Origin of the sequence: Thermanaerothrix solaris (assembly GCF_032334255.1) — a bacterium.
GTDB lineage: Bacteria > Chloroflexota > Anaerolineae > Anaerolineales > Anaerolineaceae > Thermanaerothrix > Thermanaerothrix solaris.
In genome coordinates, this window is the sequence record NZ_JAUHMF010000001.1 from 632,485 (window position 1) to 652,122 (window position 19,638).

Sequence of the window (19,638 nt, forward strand, 5' to 3'; positions counted from 1 at the left end):
GAAAGACCAATGGCTTGGATCCGTACCGTACGTGGTGATGTAGATCCCCGTGATTTGGGTATCACCTATATGCACGAACACCTTTATTTTCTGCCACCGGAACCTTTTGCGACTCAAGACCCCGATTTACGCCTGGACGATCCCGGTGCTGCGATCCGCGAAGTCACTTGGTTCAAAAAAGCCGGCGGTAGCGCCATTGTTGAGATGACCACCCCTGACTTGGGACGGGACCCATTGGTTTTACGGCGGATCTCTGAAACCACCGGTGTCCACATCATCGCTACCACCGGGTACAACAAGGCCAAGTTCAGCGCTCCATGGGTGGCAGATAAATCACCCGAAACTCTAGCCGAAGGGATGATCCGCGACCTAATACGAGGCATAGATAACACCGACGTGCGCGCCGGGGTGATTAAAGCATCCAGCAGCCTAAATGAGATAACCTCAACTGAAGCCGTAGTTTTCACAGCTGCGGCTTTAGCACACCGTGCCACTGGAGCCCCTATCTCCACCCACACCGAAGCCGGCACCATGGCTTTAGAGCAAATTCAACACCTGACCGCAGAAGGTGTTCCTCCGCACCGTATTCTCATTGGTCACCTCGATCGCAAATTAGAGTCGGACTATCTACTCGCTATCGCCCGCACCGGGGTTTATTTAGGTTTTGACCAGATTGGTAAAGAAAAATATGCATCTGATAACCTACGCATAGATATGATCAAGCTGTTAATTGCTAATGGTCATGCCGATCAGATCATGCTCTCAGCCGATCTGGCACGTAAGAGTTACTGGCCCAGTTTTGGCTTCGGAAAAGGGCCCGGCCTAACTTTTATCTTATGGCGGTTTGTGTCCCGTCTAATTGAGGAAGGGATTGATAAGACCATTGTCCAGCGCTTTTTGGTCGAGAACCCGGCTCGGTTCCTGGCGTGGGTGGAAAAGTAACCGAGGTGTTCATGGACCGTCTTGTAGTCTACAACACCATTCTGTCAACTCGGTTGGTTCCTCTCTTTTATACACCGCAGATTTCCGTAGCCATTGACGTAACGAGATGCTGTTTACAGGCCGGCGCTAAAGTGATTGAATTTACTCATCGAGGTGAACAAGCGGCGGTTGTGTTCGCTGCGCTGCGCCAGGAGTTTAACAAAGACTGTGTGCTCGGGGTTGGAAGCATTTTAGATGCGCCTACGGCTGCCTTCTACATTGCTCAAGGGGCGGATTTTATTGTCAGCCCCATCTTTGATCCATCCCTTGCTTCCCTTTGCCATCGTCATGGTGTTGCCTATATCCCCGGCGCGGCTTCACCCACAGAAATCGTGAACGCACTTTCCTACGGAGTGGAAATTATCAAACTCTTTCCCGCTGCCGCATTGGGTGGACCAGCTCTTCTTCGCAGCCTGCGCGGTCCCATGCCCTGGGTTAAGATCCTCCCCACCGGAGGAATCCCGCTGGAAGAGAAGGCGATCCATGCCTGGCTGGAAGCCGGCGCAGTTGCTATTGGAATGGGAAGTGAATTATTGCGTCGTGAATGGATAGTAACTCAAAGGTTCGATCTCATCGAAGATGCGGTGCGGAAGGCTCTGAATTGGTTGCACGCCTTTCAATCCCAGCCCAGGACATGACGTGCCTCCTCGGATGTTGAGAATTGTAGGGCTTCAATAAAATAATCTTGAAATTCCTGGTCTTGGGGCAATGGCACATATTCCATTTGTTCAACTAGCGTAACTGCACGCTGGCGTAGAGACCGATTAAGCAATGCCATACATGCCCCTGCCCCGGCGACGTTCCCCACGGCTCGAATCCGTTGGGGATCAACAGGCGGGAGAATCCCCAATGCCAACGCATGAAGTGGACTGATCATCGTCCCAAAAATGCCCCCAAGGAATATCCTGGCAAGATCACGCTTTTCCAAACCGGCATATTCCAACAAAAGTCTTATCCCCACACTTGAAGCCCCTTTCGCCAATTGCACCGCACGAACATCCTTCTGAGTAAAGAGAAGAGGCAAACCATTATAAGTATCAGAAGCAGACACAATTTCTAATGCCCGTTCGCCAGAATCGGCCCGGGTCACGCAAGGCACATCACTGTTTACAATCCGTCCATCGGGACGGATTAAGCCCGCCGCAAGCGCCTCGGCAACGATCTCGATAACTGCAGAACCACAAAAGCCCTTTGCCTTGACCGACCCATGCCCTTTTGAACCATTATCCTGTCCAATCCATGTGACTTGAAAATTCCCTCGACGTGGATCATAACGCACGTGCTCAACCGCCCCGATGTCAGCCCGCATCCCATGGGTAATTTGAGCCCCTTCAAAAACCGGCCCCAATGGCACAGAGGTACAGAACAGGCGCCTCCCATGCTTCAGGATAATTTCACCGTTTGTCCCCATATCCATCAACAAGGCATTTCCTTCGATTGTCTCCAATCCGCTTCCCAAAACTGCTGCCACAGCATCAGCACCAATGTAGCCCGCCTTCAATGGAAGTACATGTAATCGCGCTGTCGGGGCTAATTTCAAGCCGATTTCAACCGCCGGTAAGTCCAATGCTGTCCGCACCATGGGGTTAAAAGGTATCCTTCCCAGCCCAGAAGGATCTAGTCCTAACACAAGATGATGCATCACACTGTTTCCAACCAGAACGACCTCGATAATATCCTCTGTCCGAATATTCGTTTGATGAGCTAACCTCCCAATCAATGAATTTAGCTCTTTAATTAGAATCTTCTGTAAGTGCTTACGGCGTTCTAAATCGGTCTGAGCATAGGCAATCCGTGAGATAATATCCGCTCCGTAGGTAACCTGAGGATTAAGAGCAGAGCCTGATGCCAAAATACGCCCTTCAACTAAGTCACACAGATAAACTGCTAATGTGGTTGTTCCAATATCTATCGCAACGCCATAACTATGGTCACAAAAGCCAGGCTGAACATGAACCACTTCCTGTTCACCGAGCAGCGTAAAGGTAGCTCTGGCCCATTCCGAGCTATTGCTAAGCAATAAAGTCTCTTTGACGTCTTGTGACCAGGCTAAGGGTTGAATTCCGGCGACGGACTCTACCGTTTCAACCACCTGGTCCAACCATCCCATAGCATTATGCATATCTCGAGCCGGAAGAACCACCTGGCACAGTCGTATAACCGGCTCGGTCTGGAATTCACTAATGAATAATGTTTTCTCCTTAATCCAGCGACGTTGCCTGCTCTCGACAGGGATACGGATAACGGCATTCTCTCGAACCTCAACCTGACAAGCCAGACGCCAATTATGAGCGTTTTTCTTTTGCCCCAATAAAGCTATTTCCTCCGGTGTGGGGGTAGAAAGCGCTTCTGGGTCTGCTGCTTCTACGATGACAGCACATTTTCCACACCACCCCTTTCCAGCACACGGGGCAAACACATCAATGTTTGCGCTTCGCAGCCCCTCAAGTAGATTCTCCCCTGGTTTAAGAGAAATCGTTTTACCCTCAGGATAAATAACAACGTTTGGCATAGCGGTCGAATACCCTCAACACATTTTCAATCAATTATAGTTTCTCCCAACTCCGAGTAGTTATAATTGAATAAGTCGCAAATTTGAGAGGAATTATGCCTGATGTAACCATTGCCTCAATTTTTCAAGCCGTAGTAGATGGTAATACCCGGGGCACCCTTGAAGGAATTGAGCAAGCCCTGGAACAAGGACTGACCGCCGAAGCAATATTAAGTCAGGGTCTTATCGCTGCCATGCGTGAAGTTGGACGTTTATTTGAAGAGGGCGAATATTTCGTCCCCGAGATGTTGGTTGCCGCCCGGGCCATGCAAGCCGGTCTTAACCGCTTGCGGCCTCTCTTGGTGGCACAAGGCATTCAGCCTCTTGGCAAAGTCGTTTTGGGCACAGTCAAAGGCGATTTGCATGATATTGGCAAAAATCTGGTCGGTATGATGCTGGAAGGGGCCGGCTTTGAGGTGATTGATCTGGGCACCGATGTCTCACCAGAAAAATTTCTAGCCGCCATTGAAGAACACCAACCTCATTTGCTCGGTATGTCGGCTCTTTTAACCACCACCATGTCTAATATGAAACTCACCCTCGAAATTCTGGAGCGTGCACAGGTGCGCGAGAGGGTGCGTGTGATGATTGGAGGTGCCCCGGTGACCGAGGGGTTTGCACGTCAAATCGGCGCCGATGGTTACGCCCCAGATGCCAGCCGTGCCGTCGCTTTAGCCAAACACCTACTCTCAACCTTTACTGAGCCATCCTAAGGGGAGCGTCATCAGTGTCTCGAACGCTTCTACTTGTGGATGATGATGCCCTGCTCCGCCGCTCCCTGGGTTTTAACCTGGAACGTGCCGGTTATAAGGTGCATGCAGTTGCCACAGCGGAAGACGCCTTGGCTTGGCTTAAGATCAACCAACCCGATCTGGTCCTGTTGGATATCACTTTACCCGAAATGGATGGTCTGGAAGCGCTGCGCATATTGCGTCGAGAGTGGCCATCGTTACCAGTTATTCTTTTAACCGCCCGCCGGCGCGAACTGGATGAGATCCTGGGGCTAGAATTAGGCGCCGACGATTATGTTACCAAACCCTTCGATATTGACGTCCTTGTCGCCCATATTAAAGCCGTTCTACGCCGCACCGAGAGTCCACCTCAACCTATCTCACTAAAGCCGATTACACTCGGAGACCTCATGCTCGACCCCCAAACCCGGCAGGCCACACTACGAGGTACTCCCCTTTCGCTTTCTCCGCGTGAGTTTGATGTATTATATCTCCTGGCCAGTCACTCCCCCCAGGTTGTTTCCACGGAGGATCTATTGACTCAGGTCTGGGGATCGGAGTTCGAGGGTCAACCACAAGTGGTCTATGTCCATATTCGATGGCTACGCGAAAAAATCGAATCCGATCCTAATCATCCCGAGCGAATATTGACCGTTCGTGGAGTCGGCTATCGTTATGTCCCGCTGGAAAATAGAACATGAACCGTCTACGCTTTCGCCTATTACTTTTGAGCATTGCTCCTCTGGTCATCATATTACCAGTCGTGATATTTGCCAGTTCATCCCTACTGCGTTCCCAGATCATTCTAAACAATCTCCTCAACGACTATTCTCGCCAGGCGCTTCTTGCCTCTGAGCTGCTTGCAAATCGCCCTGATGTGTGGCAAAATCGCCGCCTCGCTCAGGATGTCCTGATGCGCATGGCAGAGATTATTCCCACCCGCCTGCTCCTTTTCGATCCCCAAGGCGAACTTATTGCCTCATCGAATTCAGGTGATACGTTGCTTATCGGCACCCGTTTTGAATTTCCCAGCACGAACAACGCATTTTCACAAGGCAATATTGTTTTGGCCCAAGTTGGAAACGATGAGGGGCTCCTCACTCCTGTTCGGGATTCCTTAAATAACCTGCAAGGCTACATTTTTCTCAGTACGCCCTTTGCCGAATTTACACGCCGCACAACTGCTTTGGTGTGGATTCTTTTGCTCACCGGTGGCGCAGGCCTTGTCCTAGGTATTTTCCTGGCCTTGGGATTTACTCAAGATCTTGAACGCCCCATTAAACGGCTGAGCCATGCCGCTTATTCCCTGGCGTTAGGTATAACTCCCCCTCAATCCATTCCTGAGGAGGGGCCGCAAGAATTGAGACTTTTAGCAAGGGCGTTCAACGCCTTTCTCGAGCGACTGCAGACCCTCGAGACCAGTCGAAAGCGTCTGCTGGCCAACCTGGTTCATGAATTAGGAACTCCACTAAGTGCTCTCATTTCCGCTGTCCAAGCCCTTCGTTCAGGAGCCACAAACGATGCTGCGTTGCGCGATGATCTGCTTCAGGGGATGGATCAAGAATTGAACCGTCTCCGAAGATTGACCGATGAACTGGCTCATCTCCATGATCAAGCCTTTGGCACTTTTGAACTCCACACCCAAACGATTAACACATCTGAGTGGATTGCTGGATTCCTTGCCCCTTGGGCGCAGGCCGCTCGCGAGAAACATCAACAATGGAATGTGGAAATTGCCAGTGTACTGCCTGCTCTAAATGTTGATCCAGATCGCCTCGCCCAAGCACTGGGCAATATTATCCACAATGCCATTCGCTACACACCGAGTGGCGGTAAAATTACCGTTCAAGTTTTTGCTGATGGGTCTGAATTCCACTTCATTGTAGCCGATAGCGGACCCGGTATCTCCCCGGATGAGCAATCTCTAATTTTTGAGCCGTTTCAACGTGGTAGCACAGCCCAACGCTTCCCCCAAGGCATAGGACTTGGCCTAACCATTGCCCGGGATCTCATTCATGCTCATGGCGGGAGAATCGAAATAGAAAGCTCCCCAGGGCGAGGAAGCCGATTTGAGGTTATTCTCCCTCTACGTACATCCAATTGGAATAGCGAAGCCCAAGTTGAATAACCTTATTCCCATCTTCAAATCTTCTTCATAACCCATTGATGAAATCTTCATAAGATTGGCTTAAGATTTGAAACGTGGTGTTACCTAACTACGTTTAGATTTGTATCGTGGAGGTGAGAATGAACAAGAAATCTCCCTGGACAACCGTCCTGCTCATTATTGGAGGATTACTGATCCTAGCCCTTCTGATCAGCCTGGCGTTCTTTTTTGCCCGTCAGTGGACCTATGGCGTTTATAGAATGCCTATGCATCTCTGGGGTATGCATCGCTGGGTCTACCCTCCCGTAGTCGGTTGGCTATGGCCGTTGTTGATGCTCTTCACCCCGCTTTTACTCCTGGTCCTGTTGATTGTGGGGATTGTATGGTTAATACGCTACGTCTCCCCCAATACACCCTCAACGCCTCAACCGCCAAACGCTTTGCTCTGCCCACAATGCAAACACCCAATCCAATCCGATTGGCTGGTTTGTCCCTATTGCGGAACCCGGCTAAAAGAAACCCCTCCAACTCATTAGAGAGACATTCATCATCCGGCAGACGTTAGACTGCCGGATGATTTCTCGCCGAAGAAGGGAAGTCCCGAATTGTTTTCCTGCGCCGTGTAGTCCCTTCTGCCACTTTAGAAGAGAGGCTGGTGCGCGTCTGCTGGGTTTCTACGCTCAAGGGTGGTAACCCCCAGGCCATCCGTGCCCGATTGCATCGCTCGAGCATCTCGGGGGTTATTTCCACCCGCCCATTTCTCCACTGGACACCAAAGTCACGACAGGGTGAAGGCCGCCGCTCATAAATACGGCAACGCACTGAATGCCCGACTTCACCCTCCAGGGCAATGCACCGCGGTGGATTACGGTCTGTACCACGCATAAGATGATAAAAAGGGGGAAGGGGAGCCGTGAGTTCAGCTGGCACATAGCCCCCAGGTGCTTTATCGGTTTCTCCCCAATAGAATGAAACCCGAAAATAAGCACAACAAGCACCACATGTTCGGCAAGGATTTTCACCCTTGGCCTTCATAGCCACTGTTCCCTGCCCAAGTAGTAATAATAAAATAACATCGTTCAGTATAAATTACTACTGCATTCCTTGGTCGCTGCCAAGGTTTTTAGGCCCCTTAAGTGCGATCTCGTTCCCGGAGTCTTAAAACCAACGCAACTGCCTCGGCACGATTGCGCACCCCTAACTTAGCGAAAATAGATTTCAAATGACGTTTAACCGTATTAAGGGAAATGAACAGTTCCTGAGCAATTTGTGGATTTGAATGTCCTTCGACCAAAAAATTTAATACCTGCCGTTCTCGACCTGAGAGTAAACCCAACGGTGTTTCTTTCCCTTGCTGAGCCTGAATTTCCTCAACGATTTCCAAAAAAACTCTTCGTTCAAAGGTCCGTTTCTCGATAAACGCGACTATCTTATCTCCCTGATACAAGGCCTCAATCAATCGCGGTGATGAAAGACCGCTGACCACAATGGTGGGAATTCCTCGTGCATAGGTATGATCTAATAACCGCACTCCACCTAACTCCTCGCCAGTCCCCGCTTGAACGTTTTCCCGATTTGTATTCATCGGTTCCATGAGAGAGAGATCAACCACAGCCAAATCGAAGTGGGCACGACGCAAACGATTTAGGGCCTCTCCCAAGCCAGCACAAGTTTGAACCCGAAAGCCCATTCCTCCCAATAACTCGCCAAGGAAGTTACGCCACCCCGCATCATCGTCTACCACTAAGGCACTTTGTCGCTTCTCTTCTCTTTTTTCTCTACCGCCTTCTATAAGAGAGGGCTCAGGAGAATCCTTTTCCTCCCCAACTACCACTGGGGCAGTTGCTAAGATCTCCCGGATCAAACTACGAAAATGCATCCGACCAAAGGTTTCTTTACGTAAGCACGTTAGCGCACCGTACTCACGTAAGGCCATAACGGCAATTTCTACCGTTGCATACCCGGTAAGCAAAATTGCCGGACAGAGCGGAGCTTGCTGACGGATTGCCTGCAAAACCAATAACCCCTGCCGATCAGGTTGCGATTCACTCAGCGAGAGGTCAACGATAGCCAGGCGATAGGCATGACGCCGCATTAATGCCTGTGCCACAGTCACGGACTCAGCAAAGTCTACATCCAACCCTTCCTCAGTCAACACCTCACCAATAGCAGAACGCCAGGCTAAATCATCTTCAACAATAAGCGCCCGTCCCAAACGGCTACGCCTCACCACTGTCCTCCTTACTCTCAGAGGCTACCGGAAGTCGCAAGTAAAAACTCGTACCCTGCATGGGATGGCTTCTCACCTTAACCGAACCCCCTAAACGCGTCATCAGCGTTTTGACCCACCAAAGTCCAAAGCCGATATGGCTTGGCTTGTGGTTGGAAAAGTGCAATTCAAAAATACGATCCTGAATTTCAGGAGGAATACCAGGGCCATTGTCGGTAACCCTGACTTCAACCCATTGGCCTTCAAGATGACCAGAAATCTCAATTTTGCCCTTTCCTCCCAAGACCTCACACGCATTTTCGATGAGATTCTGAAATACCAAACGCAGATTGGGCTCACTGGCAACCACCCAGGGCAAATTCTCCAAGTTAATTAGAGACACTTCAATCCCTGAGGGCAAAGACAACGAACGCAATGCTCCTTGCACGCAAGCCAGGATTGAAACAGGGCCAGGTTGGATCGGATGTAAAAGGATCAGGCTCTCGCGTAAAGCATTTAGAGCATTGCGCGTGGTTTCCTTGATTTCCTCCAAGTTGCGCGCAAGATAGGCGTCTTTTTCCAATATTGAACGGCTCTTTTCCTGTATGCTTTCAATTTTGACCGGGATGATCCCGATTTTGTTGTTCATCTGATGAAGCAGATTGGCAGCAACATCGCCTAAAGCCGCAAACGTTTCACTGAGCATCTGACGTTCATGTGCCGCCCGTATGGCCTCCTGGCGCTCCGCGCTTTCTACCGCCAGCACGGCATACCGCGCTAAGATGGTAAGCACCTTTTTATCCCAATCTGACTCAATGAAATGCCCCGGATCTTGTTGAGTACTATACACCGCAAAAGCCCCTATTGCTTTGGCGCTTTGATGGTGCTCGATCAGCGGCACTACCAGAGCCCGTTGCCATCCCTGTTGACGGGCTAATTCTGGACGAAAGAACCATGCCTCTTCCGGTAAATTGGTGGATATAACCACCTCGCGATAAAGGACCGCTCGCCCTATTAAAGAACTGTTGAGTGGTAAGCGTTCAACGTGCTGATGACCTTCCAATGATGCTGCCAGCCGTAAGCTTTCACCCTCCAAAAGCCAGATAGCTGCCGTGGCCGCATTCAAAAGATGACAAGCCACACTAACTAAGTAGTGTAAGACCTTAGGACAAGGTTCGGTTAACAATTTCTCGGTCAATTCTTGCAATGCATCCAGCAACTTAACTTCTTGGATGGCAATCACTGCCTGGTTTGCCAAAGCCTGTACGAGACGGCTATCCTCTTCTGAAAATGTGCCGGGATTGGGGCTTTCTAAATTCAACACACCCTCAACCCTGCCACTAGCGCCAATTAAAGGCACGGCCAATTCAGCCCGGATCTCAAGCCCAGGGTCTAACGGAGAGTACATTTTAGCCCAAGGATCTTCGGTCACATCAGAGATGCATAGAGGTTGACGATGCAAGGCTACCCACCCGGTGACGCTTCCTGCATCTATCGGTAACTTCTCGGCTTCTTGACTATGGATGGATTTACCAATCACAACACTGGGCAATAAATACTTTCCACTTGCATCCACCAGGCGAAAACTACCGTATTCGGCATTGGTCACCTCTAGTGCCATTTTTAGAATAGTTTCCAGGGTATCTTCCAATCGAGGGCGAGAAGAGATCAACAACCCCGCTCGCCGCAATCGCATCAGTTCCTCATCCCGCCGCCAGATGGCTTCTCGTGCTCGTTCGGCTTGTCGGGCATGATAAACCGCCATCGCCGCCTGATTGGCAAAATTCTCCAAGGCGAAAATCTCGATTGGTGTGAACGAACGTGGCTCATAGAGGTAAACATACAAAACCCCCACCACCCGCCGGGCCACAATCAGTGGAAATGCCGCTCCTGTAATCGCACCCTCACGCTGGCGCTGCAAAGGAAGGTCCAAATCGGGCTCTTCCTCCAGCAGTACCCGACGCTGCCGGTTAATCGCCCGCCAACCCAGGCCCTGAGGACGCGGGGGAGCAGGCTCAAGACCGGGACGCACAAGACGTTCTCCCGCTGCCGCCCGTGATTCAAGGACAAAACTCTCTCGGCTAGCATCATAGAGGTAAAGCACGGCGCAACTACCGGGTACGATACCAACAACGCTGTTAACTACCAAATTGAGCAACCCCTCAAGGGTGATGGAATCGCTCAATCCCAGGTGATTTACCAGGGTAGAAGACTGGTTTAGAACATTGAGAATGCGCGTGAGGTCACTATCCGCACCTGACATAAAGCCACCGGACACCTGTTCGGACAAGAAAGGCAATGATTAGGGGGATATTATATGCAGGATTGCGTGGGCGTAAAGACCCTAAAACGCGTCAGGGTGCCTACATCCAGGCACCCCGCGCATAGAACCAACACCCCAGGAGAAAAAATGTCCGTTATCCTGCCAGACCCATCGCTAACATTGCTCGCGCCACGCGCAGGAACCCGGCAATATTGGCGCCATGCACATAGTTTCCCGGAACGCCAAAGGCTTCGGCGGTGGTATAGACTTGATAGTGGATATTCTGCATGATCTTGCGCAATTTCTGATCCACGGTCTCAAAATCCCATTGTTCACGGCTGGCATTTTGAGACATTTCCAACCCCGAAGTTGCCACGCCGCCTGCATTTGCTGCCTTTCCCGGCGCATAGAGAACGCCGGCCTCTTGAAATATTCTCACCCCCTCAGGGGTCGTGGGCATATTGGCACCTTCGGCAACAACACGGCATCCATTGCGCACCAAGGTAGCCGCGTCTTCGCCCGAGATTTCGTTTTGGGTAGCACACGGAAAAGCCACATCACAGGGGATCTTCCAAATATTCCCCTTCGGGGTGTATTTTGCTTGCGGTCGGTACTGCGTGTAATCCTTGAGACGCCGACGCTCCACCTCTTTCAACTGCTTGAGTAAAGGAACATCAATACCCTGTTCATCAAAGACCACACCATCTGAGTCCGAACAAGCCACCACCTTTCCGCCTAATTGATGAACCTTCTCAATCGTGTAAATCGCCACGTTACCCGCACCCGAGACCACACATGTTTTCCCTTCCAGAGACTCTCCCCGCATCTTAAGCATTTCCTCAACAAAATAGACCAAACCATAGCCAGTTGCCTCTGTGCGGACCAACGAACCACCCCAATCCACACCTTTCCCCGTTAACACACCGGATTCATACCGATTGGTCAGGCGTTTATACTGCCCAAACAGGTAACCAATTTCACGCGTTCCCACCCCAATATCACCTGCAGGGACATCCGTATGTTCCCCAATATGGCGATATAACTCGGTCATAAACGATTGACAGAACCGCATGACCTCACGATCCGACTTTCCCTTGGGATCAAAGTCACTCCCCCCTTTAGCCCCTCCCATGCCCAAGCCGGTCAAGGCGTTCTTGAAAATCTGCTCAAAACCGAGAAACTTGATGATCCCCAAATACACCGAAGGGTGGAACCGAAGCCCTCCTTTGTAAGGGCCCAAAGCGCTATTAAATTCAACCCGGAAACCACGGTTCACATGCACTTGACCACGATCATCTTCCCAAGTTACCCGAAAGATTATTTGGCGTTCGGGTTCACATAACCGCTCCAAAATTCGCTCGTGGCGTAAGTCCGGGTAACGCTCCAAGGCTAAAACCAATGAACTCAAAACCTCATGCACGGCTTGGTGGAACTCAACCTCCCCTGGGTTGCGTCGCACAACTTCCGCATAAACATCTTCAACAACGTCTTGGGCATCCGGATAGGCATGAACGCCAATTGTAGTGATCGGTTGGGTAGAAGGGAGAATGCTCATGATCGCCTCCAGGTCGAGATGTTGTGATGTTGCCTACGATCATAGCGTCAACCCTTCCTAACGGCTATTACCCGAAAGGGTCATTTTTTACCCACTTATCCTTCTTTATCAAAACCTAACGGGTTTAGGGCCGCAAATGTTATTCTTCAGTTGACTCTGGAGATTCGAACAGGGAGGGCAGTTGAGCCAGCGCTTCCCCCAGCCGCACCCCCGGCCAGGTAATCAAAGAGCCATCTACATAATAGATCCGTCCAGACTGAGCGGCGGACGTTTCGGCGAAAATCTCCGCCAAGCGCTGGCAGTCTTCTGGGCGATAGGGGTATGGCTCACTCGGAACGATGATGACCTCAGGGTCAGCCCGCAAGACCTCTTCCCGACTGACACGAGGATAACGAGTATCTCGATCACCCGCCGGTTCTCCAAGAGTCTCACCCAACTCGGCCTCTAAGGGATAGCGGCGATCACGGTCTGCGAAGACATTTTCACCCCCAACAAGGTGGAGGAGATCACTGCTATAAGTATCGCGATTAAAGGTCATCCACCAGCGGCCATAACGCGGATGTTCTTCTTCCCAAATAGGACAAAAATATCGCATCCCCCGGCGCTCGCTTGCCGCCAGTTCAGCAACCTCTACGCTCTTTTCCAAAAACCGCAAGGTTTGAAAAGCGCGATCTCGCGCAAAAAGTTGCACCAGGGCCCACAAATTGGCCAGGGCTTCACGCACCGTCTTCGAGAACGTAACCCAAACCCGGCATCCAGCCTCCACAAGTGCTTCAATATCCTCAGGTGAGTTCTCTTCCTGATCAGCAATAATCAAGTCGGGCTGCAGAGCCAATACGTCGCCCACACGAATGCTTTTAGGCCCCCCTACGCGGGGATAGGTATTTACGACCCCTTCCGGATAGATGCAGTAATCCGTAATCCCCACCAAGGAATCGCCTAGCCCCAAACGTAAGATGGATTCGGTCATTGACGGCGCAAGGGAGACCACCCGTTTGGGCGGAAGGTCAAATGAAGGCAATTGGCGAAGGTTATTCAAGTCTTTGCTTTTCATTTCGATCCCAGCCTTTTCAGCGCAACCGCACTCATCAAGGCTGTCCCATAGATCAAGGCTTGTTCATCAAAATCGAACTTTGGGTGATGATGTCCATAGATCAATCCACGCTCAGGGTTAGAACTCCCCACCATGAAGTAACATCCAGGCACACGTTCCATCAACAAAGCCATGTCTTCGGAAACCATGGTGCGATATGACGTATCTACGATAACTTCAGGTAATACCTCACGGGCGGTTTGAGCAACCAGAGCTGCCATTGTCTCATCATTAACCACTGGCGGCGTAAGATCGGTGATTTTTATCTCCCCTTCGCATTCCATGGCATGCACAAGATGATCTGTAAGTTGGGTAATTCGATTTAGCACTAATTCGCGAACAGATTTTGAAAAAGTGCGCAGTGTACCCCGGAGAAGCACATTTTCCGGGATCACATTATGTGCATCGCCACCGTGCACCTGAGTGATGCTAAGTACCGCGACATCCAATGGTGGCACATTCCGTGAAACAATGGTCTGTAGGGCCAGGATCAACTGCGCCGCTGTAACAATTGGATCACGCGTCTGATGTGGCAATGCCCCATGACCGCCGCGCCCCCGTAGGTTTATTTCAACCACATCTGAACCCGCCATAAACGGACCTGGGGTAGCCGCTATCCAACCCACCGGTTTCTCATTCCAAAGATGAAGCGCCAAGGAGAAGTCTGGGTGCGGGCTTTCAAGCACCCCATCTTCAAGCATGGCTTGAGCACCGCCCAATCCTTCTTCAGCGGGTTGAAAGACAAATTTCACCTTCCCAAAAATTTCATCCCGATGATAAGCCAGTAGTCTGGCCACGGTTAAACCAATCGCCACATGTCCATCATGGCCACACGCATGCATGACTCCCGGCCGGGTTGAAGCGTACTCGGCACCCGTTTCTTCTTGGATCGGCAGCGCATCCATGTCAAAGCGCAGTAGCAAGGTGGGGCCTTCATGGGCACCTTCTAGCAAACCAACCACGCCGGTTTTGCCAAGGCCCGTGCTGACTTCCAACCCCAACGCCCGCAGTTCCTGTGCTACAATCCCCGCGGTACGGTGTTCTTCAAACCCCAGTTCCGGATGACGATGAAGGTCGCGACGCAATTGCTGAGTATGTGGAAACAGCGTAGAGGCTTCCTCAAAGAGGGATTTCATCTCACCTCCTCACCACACGACCCGATAAAAATATTCTTCATAACGAGGTTGCTCGGGAGTGCTCCCCGGCGCAAGGCGTGCCCGCATACGCGCTTCTAATTCATTAAAATCCGGTATCTGGCTGCGGTGAGAACGCAAGGCTTCGATCTTTTGGTCCCAATAAGGCGTAACATCTAGTCGGACATTTGGCTGTCGGGTCAGCGAAAACCATACTTCTCTGACCTCATGTGGTTCTAGCCCTTCCTCAGTTAAAAGTTCAGGGAAGAACATCGGATTCCCTGCTGCCGGAAACACCGCGTCCATTACAATTTGTCCAGCCACACGGTGATCAGGATGATTGATGCGATTTGGCGCCGGGAAATAATTCAAAGGATCACAGGTCACAATAATATCCGGTCGCTCGCGACGAATCACCCTGACCACGTCCCGCCGCGCCTCCAGAGTCGGCACTAAATAGCCATCTGGGTAATCGAGAAAGGACACTTGTTTCACCCCCAATACCGCTGCAGCAGCGCGCTGCTCTTCCTCACGCATTTTTTTCAACGTCTGTGGAGGGATTATACGACCATTGACCCCTTTATCTCCGCGGGTTAGAAGACAATACCTGACCTCATGGCCTCGCGCGCACCAGTAGGCAATAGACGCCCCGCAAAAGAATTCGGGGTCGTCCGGGTGCGCCAGAATGACGAGAATCTTTTGGGGTGAATCCCAATCAACGAAAAGTTCCAGGTCGTTGCTGTCCATAGGGCTCAGGTTGATCGTTTGGGTTGGGTTCCCTTTGATTTATCCGGTGGGGAACTGGAAGGCGGCGTGCTCCCATTCGCAGGGGTAATCTCTTCCTTGGAAAATTCACGTACTCCCACCTCGGGAATTTCCACCTTCACCTTCCCCATCAGGATGTTTAAATCCACTACCTTACCCTCACCTGCTGGAGTGAGCACACGCTTATTGCGCTTAGGTAAATCACGACATGCCTCGCAATATTGTTCGTATTCATAAATTAAGCAACAGCGCAATCGTCCGCACATTCCAGTAATTTCAGCCGGCGTCAGGGAAATATCCTGCTCCTTCGCCATTCGGATGGAGATGGAATTAAACTCGGTGAGGAATTTGGAACAACAGCGTGTCTCCAAACCACACGCCCCCATCCCCCCCATATACTTGGCAACGTCGCGTGGTCCCAACAACCGATACTCAATTTGCACCGTTGGAAAGAGCCTTTGTACCGCCTGGCGAAAAGCTTTGAGATCTTGTTTTTCTTCGGTATCACTACTGTACAGAATCGCTAGGTGGGTACCATCCAGACTGTATTCAGCCCCAATAATTTTTATTCCGCTCAAACCAAGTTCGGTTACTTTTTGAGCGCAGAGATAAACTGCCTGTTGTTCTTTTGCCTGCCACAATTGGCGCAAGAGCAAATCGCGCGGTGTTGCCAAACGTGTAATCGGCTTCCATCCACCTTCTGGGGGTTGACCCGGTGGATCTACAATCTGCACAATCTCCCCAATTTGCCATCCCCGCGTTGTTTCAACAACCACCCTATCCCCCACCTGAGCATCTTCAAGATGGGTGGCATCATAGTGATAAACCTTTCCTACTTTGGAAAATCTGACCCCAACAATAAACATATCCGTGCTTACCGCCATGAGGTTAACCTGTAATCTCAATCTTTGGAGCGGGTCGCTCTGCCTGCAACGCCGTTACGCTGATTTGAGCGGCTAGACGGCGGGCAATTTCTTTCAATGCTTTGGCCGGAGCCGAATCGGGTTTGGCTACGACCACTGGTGAGCCGTGATCCCCACCAACGCGTACCATTGGATCCATAGGAATGTTCCCCAAAAACGGAACCCCAGCTTTCTGAGCCAGTTTTTCCCCTCCTCCTTGGCCGAAAACATCCATACGGCTTCCATCCGGAAGTTCCAGATAACTCATATTTTCGATCACGCCTAATACCGGCACGTTGAGTTCGCGGAACATCTCTAAACTTCGGGCCGCATCTTCCACCGAAACGGCTTGGGGTAATGTCACAATCACGGCACCGGTGAGGGGGATGGATTGAGCCAGGCTTAAGGGCGCATCTCCGGTCCCGGGCGGGAGATCAATAATCAGATAATCCAACTCACCCCAGGCGACATCCGAAAGAAATTGCCGAATCGCGGAGTGAAGCATCGGTCCCCGCCAGATCAGGGGTTTACCTTGAGGTACCAAAAATCCAATAGACATCACCTTTACCCCAAAAGCTTCGGCAGGTTGCAACTTTTCACCCTGGAAAGGAGGAAGGCGATCCACACCCAACATCGTGGGAACATTGGGGCCATAGATATCTGCATCCAAAAGCCCCACCGTGGCTCCTTCTTTGGCCAATGCCACCGCCAGGTTAACTGCTACCGTTGTCTTACCCACACCACCTTTGCCCGAGGCTACCGCCACAGCGTTCTTAACCGGCAATTGCAAACTACCTCGGATTCGCCCATCAGTAGCCACATTGGCCTGCAAATTTACTCTTACCTCTTTCACGCCTGGCAAGGCCATCAAAGCCGCCTTCACATCGTCCTGAATCTGATCACGGAGAGGGCATGCGGGTGTGGTGAGGACAATCTCAACAGTTACAACCCCATCATCCACTTCCAGGTGACGAACCATATTTAGCGAAACAATATCCCGCCCCAATTCGGGATCTTTGACTTGACGTAGAGCCGAGAATAAAGCCTCTTGAGATAACGCATTAGCGCTCATGGTTACTCCTTTCGTGGCTTCAATTGTAATTCAAACCCGGCTTCTTTTCACGCTTTTTTGTGCTCAGATAAGAATGCCTTTACTTCATGACGGCATTGCTCATATAAATCAACCAATTCCTGATCTGGCCCACGATATCGGCGGACGGTTGTGCGGGCACATTGCGTACACCCACGCATACCACGAAAGGAATCGGCACTGCACGTCATGCAGTTATTAAGGCGGGCCATAAGTAGGGTAAAAGCAACTTGATCAATCAAGGAGGCTGAGGTGCGTTCAATGCGGACAACCAAATCTTGCCACAAGGGACTGCGTAAATCCCTCAAGTAAGGAAGTACTCTCAGCGGAAACAACATTTCGGTGTCTTCGTTATACATCCCTCATCACCCCGCTGCGCCTTCAGTTTTTTTGGCGCTGCCTTTTTGAGCCCGTGCCGCTTCTTCAAGAGCATAGTCGGTTGGCCGGATTGATGCGTAGTATGAAACAGGCTTAGCGAGTCTCTCAATATCAAAAATGTGCTCGCGCAAGCGATCATATGAGGCAATCTCATAATCGTGATCCATCTTGATGGCGTCAAACGGACAGTATTCAGCGCAAAAGCCGCAATTCATACAAATATCCACGTCAATATAGAAGGCTGCAGGAGTAGGGATAGGTCGGCCAGTCTGTGGATCATTTTTGCGCACAATCCAAATACACTGCGGCGGACAAACTTTGGCACAAATACCGCATGAGGTACACCGCAGTTGCCGCTCACCATTGGCCCCTTCTTCGTAAACCAGGAAGGGCAAATACCGAAAGGCTTCAGGCACCGGCAGTTTTTCTTCCGGGTACTGCACCGTAAAGATGCCCTTCACATCACTACTGCGGCGCGCCTCTATCCCTTCTGGTGTAAAATAGCGGCGCTTTCCATGGCGGATATCTTCAATATAAGTGACCATCAAATGCCTGAAGGTCACCCATAGGCTTTTCAAAATACCCCATCCTGTCATGTGCTTCGTCTCCCTTCTTGTTTACCGATCCACTTCACCCAGGACGATATCAATAGAACCAAGGATGGCAACGACGTCAGCCACCTTATTCCCTCGCGCCATATCTACAAGGCTGGTCAGGTTGATGAAGGAAGGGGCGCGAACATGGTAGCGCCAAGGATTGGGCTTCCCGTTAGAAACCACATAGAAACCCAACTCACCCTTAGGACCTTCCACGCGTCCGTAGGCTTCGCCGGGGGGCACGCGTACCTGGTATTGGGGCTTGCCGCTCATAATAGGACCTTCGGGGATATCCCGCAGCACCTGTTGCAATATGCGTAAACTCTGACGCATTTCATCGAGGCGGATCAGGTAGCGATCATAAATATCCCCATGATAGCGCACTGCAACATCGAACTCCAGCCGGTCATAAATGCTATAGGGATCAGCCCGTCGCACGTCGTACGGCACTCCCGAAGCCCGCAATACCGGACCTGAAGCCGAATTGGCAATCGCCTGCTCGGCAGTTAATATGCCCACCCCTTCACACCGCTCCCGCACAATTTCGTTTTTAGTCAAAAATTCATCCATCTCATCCACTTTACGCGGTAAGCGATCATTAACCAAACGGCGCACCTTCTCCAGAATATCGTCCGATACATCTCTCGCTACACCGCCGAAGCGGAAGTAGTTGCACATCATGCGCGATCCCGAAACGGCTTCGAAAATATCTAGGATTAGCTCGCGTTCCTCAATCGCATAAAGTGCTGGTGTGAAATAGGCGCCTAAATCGTTAAGTAAGAACCCGATGGCAAAAATATGATTGAGGAAACGGGTTAGTTCGGCCATCATCACCCGAATATATTCTGCCCGTTCCGGCGGCTTAATACCCATTAATTTCTCAACCGCCAGGGCATAACCGAAATTGTTACTCATTGAACAGATATAATCCAGGCGATCGGTAAAAGGCATGTTCTGGAGGAAGGTATTACGCTCCCCGATCTTCTCATGGTTGCGGTGCAAATAGCCCATTACTGGCTTTAAGTCTAATATTGTTTCCTCAACCAACGAAACAACCATGCGAAAAACGCCATGGGTTGAAGGATGTTGCGGCCCTAGATTGACAACCAGCGTCTCCGCATGAAGATCATCCTGATCCTCAACACGTTTTAGGGCACGATAAATAGCCTCATCATCTTCTGGCGTCCAGGATTCCGGGTCAAACCCAGGTGGATACTGCACGTTATCCCCGAACGGGTTGCGATCCTCGGCACGGAAGACAAAACCTTCCGGCCAGCGGCTCTT

The 19,638-nt window shown here is 50.9% G+C and carries 18 protein-coding genes; 6 read left to right on the top strand and 12 right to left on the bottom strand.

Going from position 1 to position 19,638, the window contains the following annotated elements; translation table 11 throughout:
• The first annotated feature begins 9 nt into the window (after positions 1–9).
• Both QYE77_RS02855 and eda read left to right on the top strand, forming a co-directional pair.
• Entirely contained in the window at positions 10–942 is a 933-nt protein-coding gene (locus QYE77_RS02855; RefSeq protein WP_315623842.1) for a phosphotriesterase family protein, read from the top strand.
• Positions 943–953: 11 nt separating this feature from the next.
• A complete protein-coding gene (eda, locus tag QYE77_RS02860; protein WP_315623843.1) occupies positions 954–1,619 on the top strand; it encodes a bifunctional 4-hydroxy-2-oxoglutarate aldolase/2-dehydro-3-deoxy-phosphogluconate aldolase in 666 nt (221 codons plus the stop codon).
• Here eda and QYE77_RS02865 read toward each other — a convergent pair.
• Positions 1,598–3,493, bottom strand: coding sequence for an ASKHA domain-containing protein (locus QYE77_RS02865; RefSeq protein WP_315623844.1), 1,896 nt, complete (start codon positions 3,491–3,493; stop codon positions 1,598–1,600). The two genes, eda and QYE77_RS02865, sit on opposite strands and share 22 nt — an antisense overlap.
• A 95-nt stretch (positions 3,494–3,588) precedes the next feature.
• Between QYE77_RS02865 and QYE77_RS02870 the strand changes: the two genes are divergently transcribed.
• From QYE77_RS02870 to QYE77_RS02885, 4 genes are all read left to right on the top strand, one after another.
• Positions 3,589–4,245 carry a corrinoid protein gene (locus tag QYE77_RS02870; RefSeq protein ID WP_315623845.1) on the top strand — a complete coding sequence of 219 codons (657 nt, stop codon included), beginning with the start codon at positions 3,589–3,591 and terminating at the stop codon, positions 4,243–4,245.
• 14 nt (positions 4,246–4,259) lie between these two features.
• Positions 4,260–4,964 (top strand): response regulator transcription factor, encoded by a 705-nt coding sequence (locus QYE77_RS02875; RefSeq protein ID WP_315623846.1) that lies wholly within the window; start codon positions 4,260–4,262, stop codon positions 4,962–4,964.
• The gene (locus QYE77_RS02880; protein ID WP_315623847.1) at positions 4,961–6,391 is read left to right on the top strand and encodes a sensor histidine kinase; all 1,431 of its coding nucleotides are present in this window, start codon (positions 4,961–4,963) and stop codon (positions 6,389–6,391) included. Before QYE77_RS02875 ends, QYE77_RS02880 begins: the two co-directional genes overlap by 4 nt.
• 119 nt (positions 6,392–6,510) lie before the next feature.
• On the top strand, positions 6,511–6,906 hold the full coding sequence (locus QYE77_RS02885) for a zinc ribbon domain-containing protein (protein WP_315623848.1): 396 nt from the start codon (positions 6,511–6,513) through the stop codon (positions 6,904–6,906).
• Positions 6,907–6,931: 25 nt separating this feature from the next.
• On the opposite strand, the gene QYE77_RS15305 is transcribed toward QYE77_RS02885, so the two are convergent.
• The 11 genes from QYE77_RS15305 to QYE77_RS02935 all read right to left on the bottom strand — a co-directional run bounded on the left by QYE77_RS15305 (position 6,932) and on the right by QYE77_RS02935 (position 19,518).
• A complete protein-coding gene (locus tag QYE77_RS15305; RefSeq protein ID WP_399389316.1) occupies positions 6,932–7,405 on the bottom strand; it encodes a YkgJ family cysteine cluster protein in 474 nt (157 codons plus the stop codon).
• Between the two features lie 97 nt (positions 7,406–7,502).
• Positions 7,503–8,600 carry a response regulator gene (locus QYE77_RS02890; protein WP_315623849.1) on the bottom strand — a complete coding sequence of 366 codons (1,098 nt, stop codon included), beginning with the start codon at positions 8,598–8,600 and terminating at the stop codon, positions 7,503–7,505.
• Complete coding sequence (locus QYE77_RS02895; protein WP_315623851.1) at positions 8,590–10,842, bottom strand: GAF domain-containing protein; 2,253 nt, start codon at positions 10,840–10,842, stop codon at positions 8,590–8,592. The genes QYE77_RS02890 and QYE77_RS02895 overlap by 11 nt, the downstream gene beginning before the upstream one ends.
• A gap of 154 nt (positions 10,843–10,996) precedes the next feature.
• Positions 10,997–12,397 (bottom strand): NADP-specific glutamate dehydrogenase, encoded by a 1,401-nt coding sequence (gene gdhA, locus QYE77_RS02900; protein WP_315623852.1) that lies wholly within the window; start codon positions 12,395–12,397, stop codon positions 10,997–10,999.
• Between the two features lie 139 nt (positions 12,398–12,536).
• Positions 12,537–13,451, bottom strand: coding sequence for an ABC transporter substrate-binding protein (locus QYE77_RS02905; protein WP_315623853.1), 915 nt, complete (start codon positions 13,449–13,451; stop codon positions 12,537–12,539).
• Entirely contained in the window at positions 13,448–14,626 is a 1,179-nt protein-coding gene (locus QYE77_RS02910) for a M20 metallopeptidase family protein (RefSeq protein WP_315623854.1), read from the bottom strand. Before QYE77_RS02910 ends, QYE77_RS02905 begins: the two co-directional genes overlap by 4 nt.
• Before the next feature lie 9 nt (positions 14,627–14,635).
• The gene (locus QYE77_RS02915) at positions 14,636–15,370 is read right to left on the bottom strand and encodes a PIG-L deacetylase family protein (RefSeq protein ID WP_315623855.1); all 735 of its coding nucleotides are present in this window, start codon (positions 15,368–15,370) and stop codon (positions 14,636–14,638) included.
• Positions 15,371–15,375: 5 nt separating this feature from the next.
• Positions 15,376–16,272 carry a PSP1 domain-containing protein gene (locus QYE77_RS02920; protein ID WP_315623856.1) on the bottom strand — a complete coding sequence of 299 codons (897 nt, stop codon included), beginning with the start codon at positions 16,270–16,272 and terminating at the stop codon, positions 15,376–15,378.
• A 4-nt stretch (positions 16,273–16,276) separates the two neighbouring features.
• Positions 16,277–17,362, bottom strand: a complete 1,086-nt coding sequence (locus QYE77_RS02925; protein WP_315623857.1) for an Mrp/NBP35 family ATP-binding protein — start codon at positions 17,360–17,362, stop codon at positions 16,277–16,279.
• A gap of 383 nt (positions 17,363–17,745) precedes the next feature.
• Positions 17,746–18,354 carry a 4Fe-4S binding protein gene (locus tag QYE77_RS02930; RefSeq protein ID WP_315623858.1) on the bottom strand — a complete coding sequence of 203 codons (609 nt, stop codon included), beginning with the start codon at positions 18,352–18,354 and terminating at the stop codon, positions 17,746–17,748.
• Positions 18,355–18,375: 21 nt separating this feature from the next.
• Positions 18,376–19,518 (bottom strand): NADH-quinone oxidoreductase subunit D, encoded by a 1,143-nt coding sequence (locus QYE77_RS02935; protein ID WP_399389884.1) that lies wholly within the window; start codon positions 19,516–19,518, stop codon positions 18,376–18,378.
• Positions 19,519–19,638: the final 120 nt, after the last annotated feature.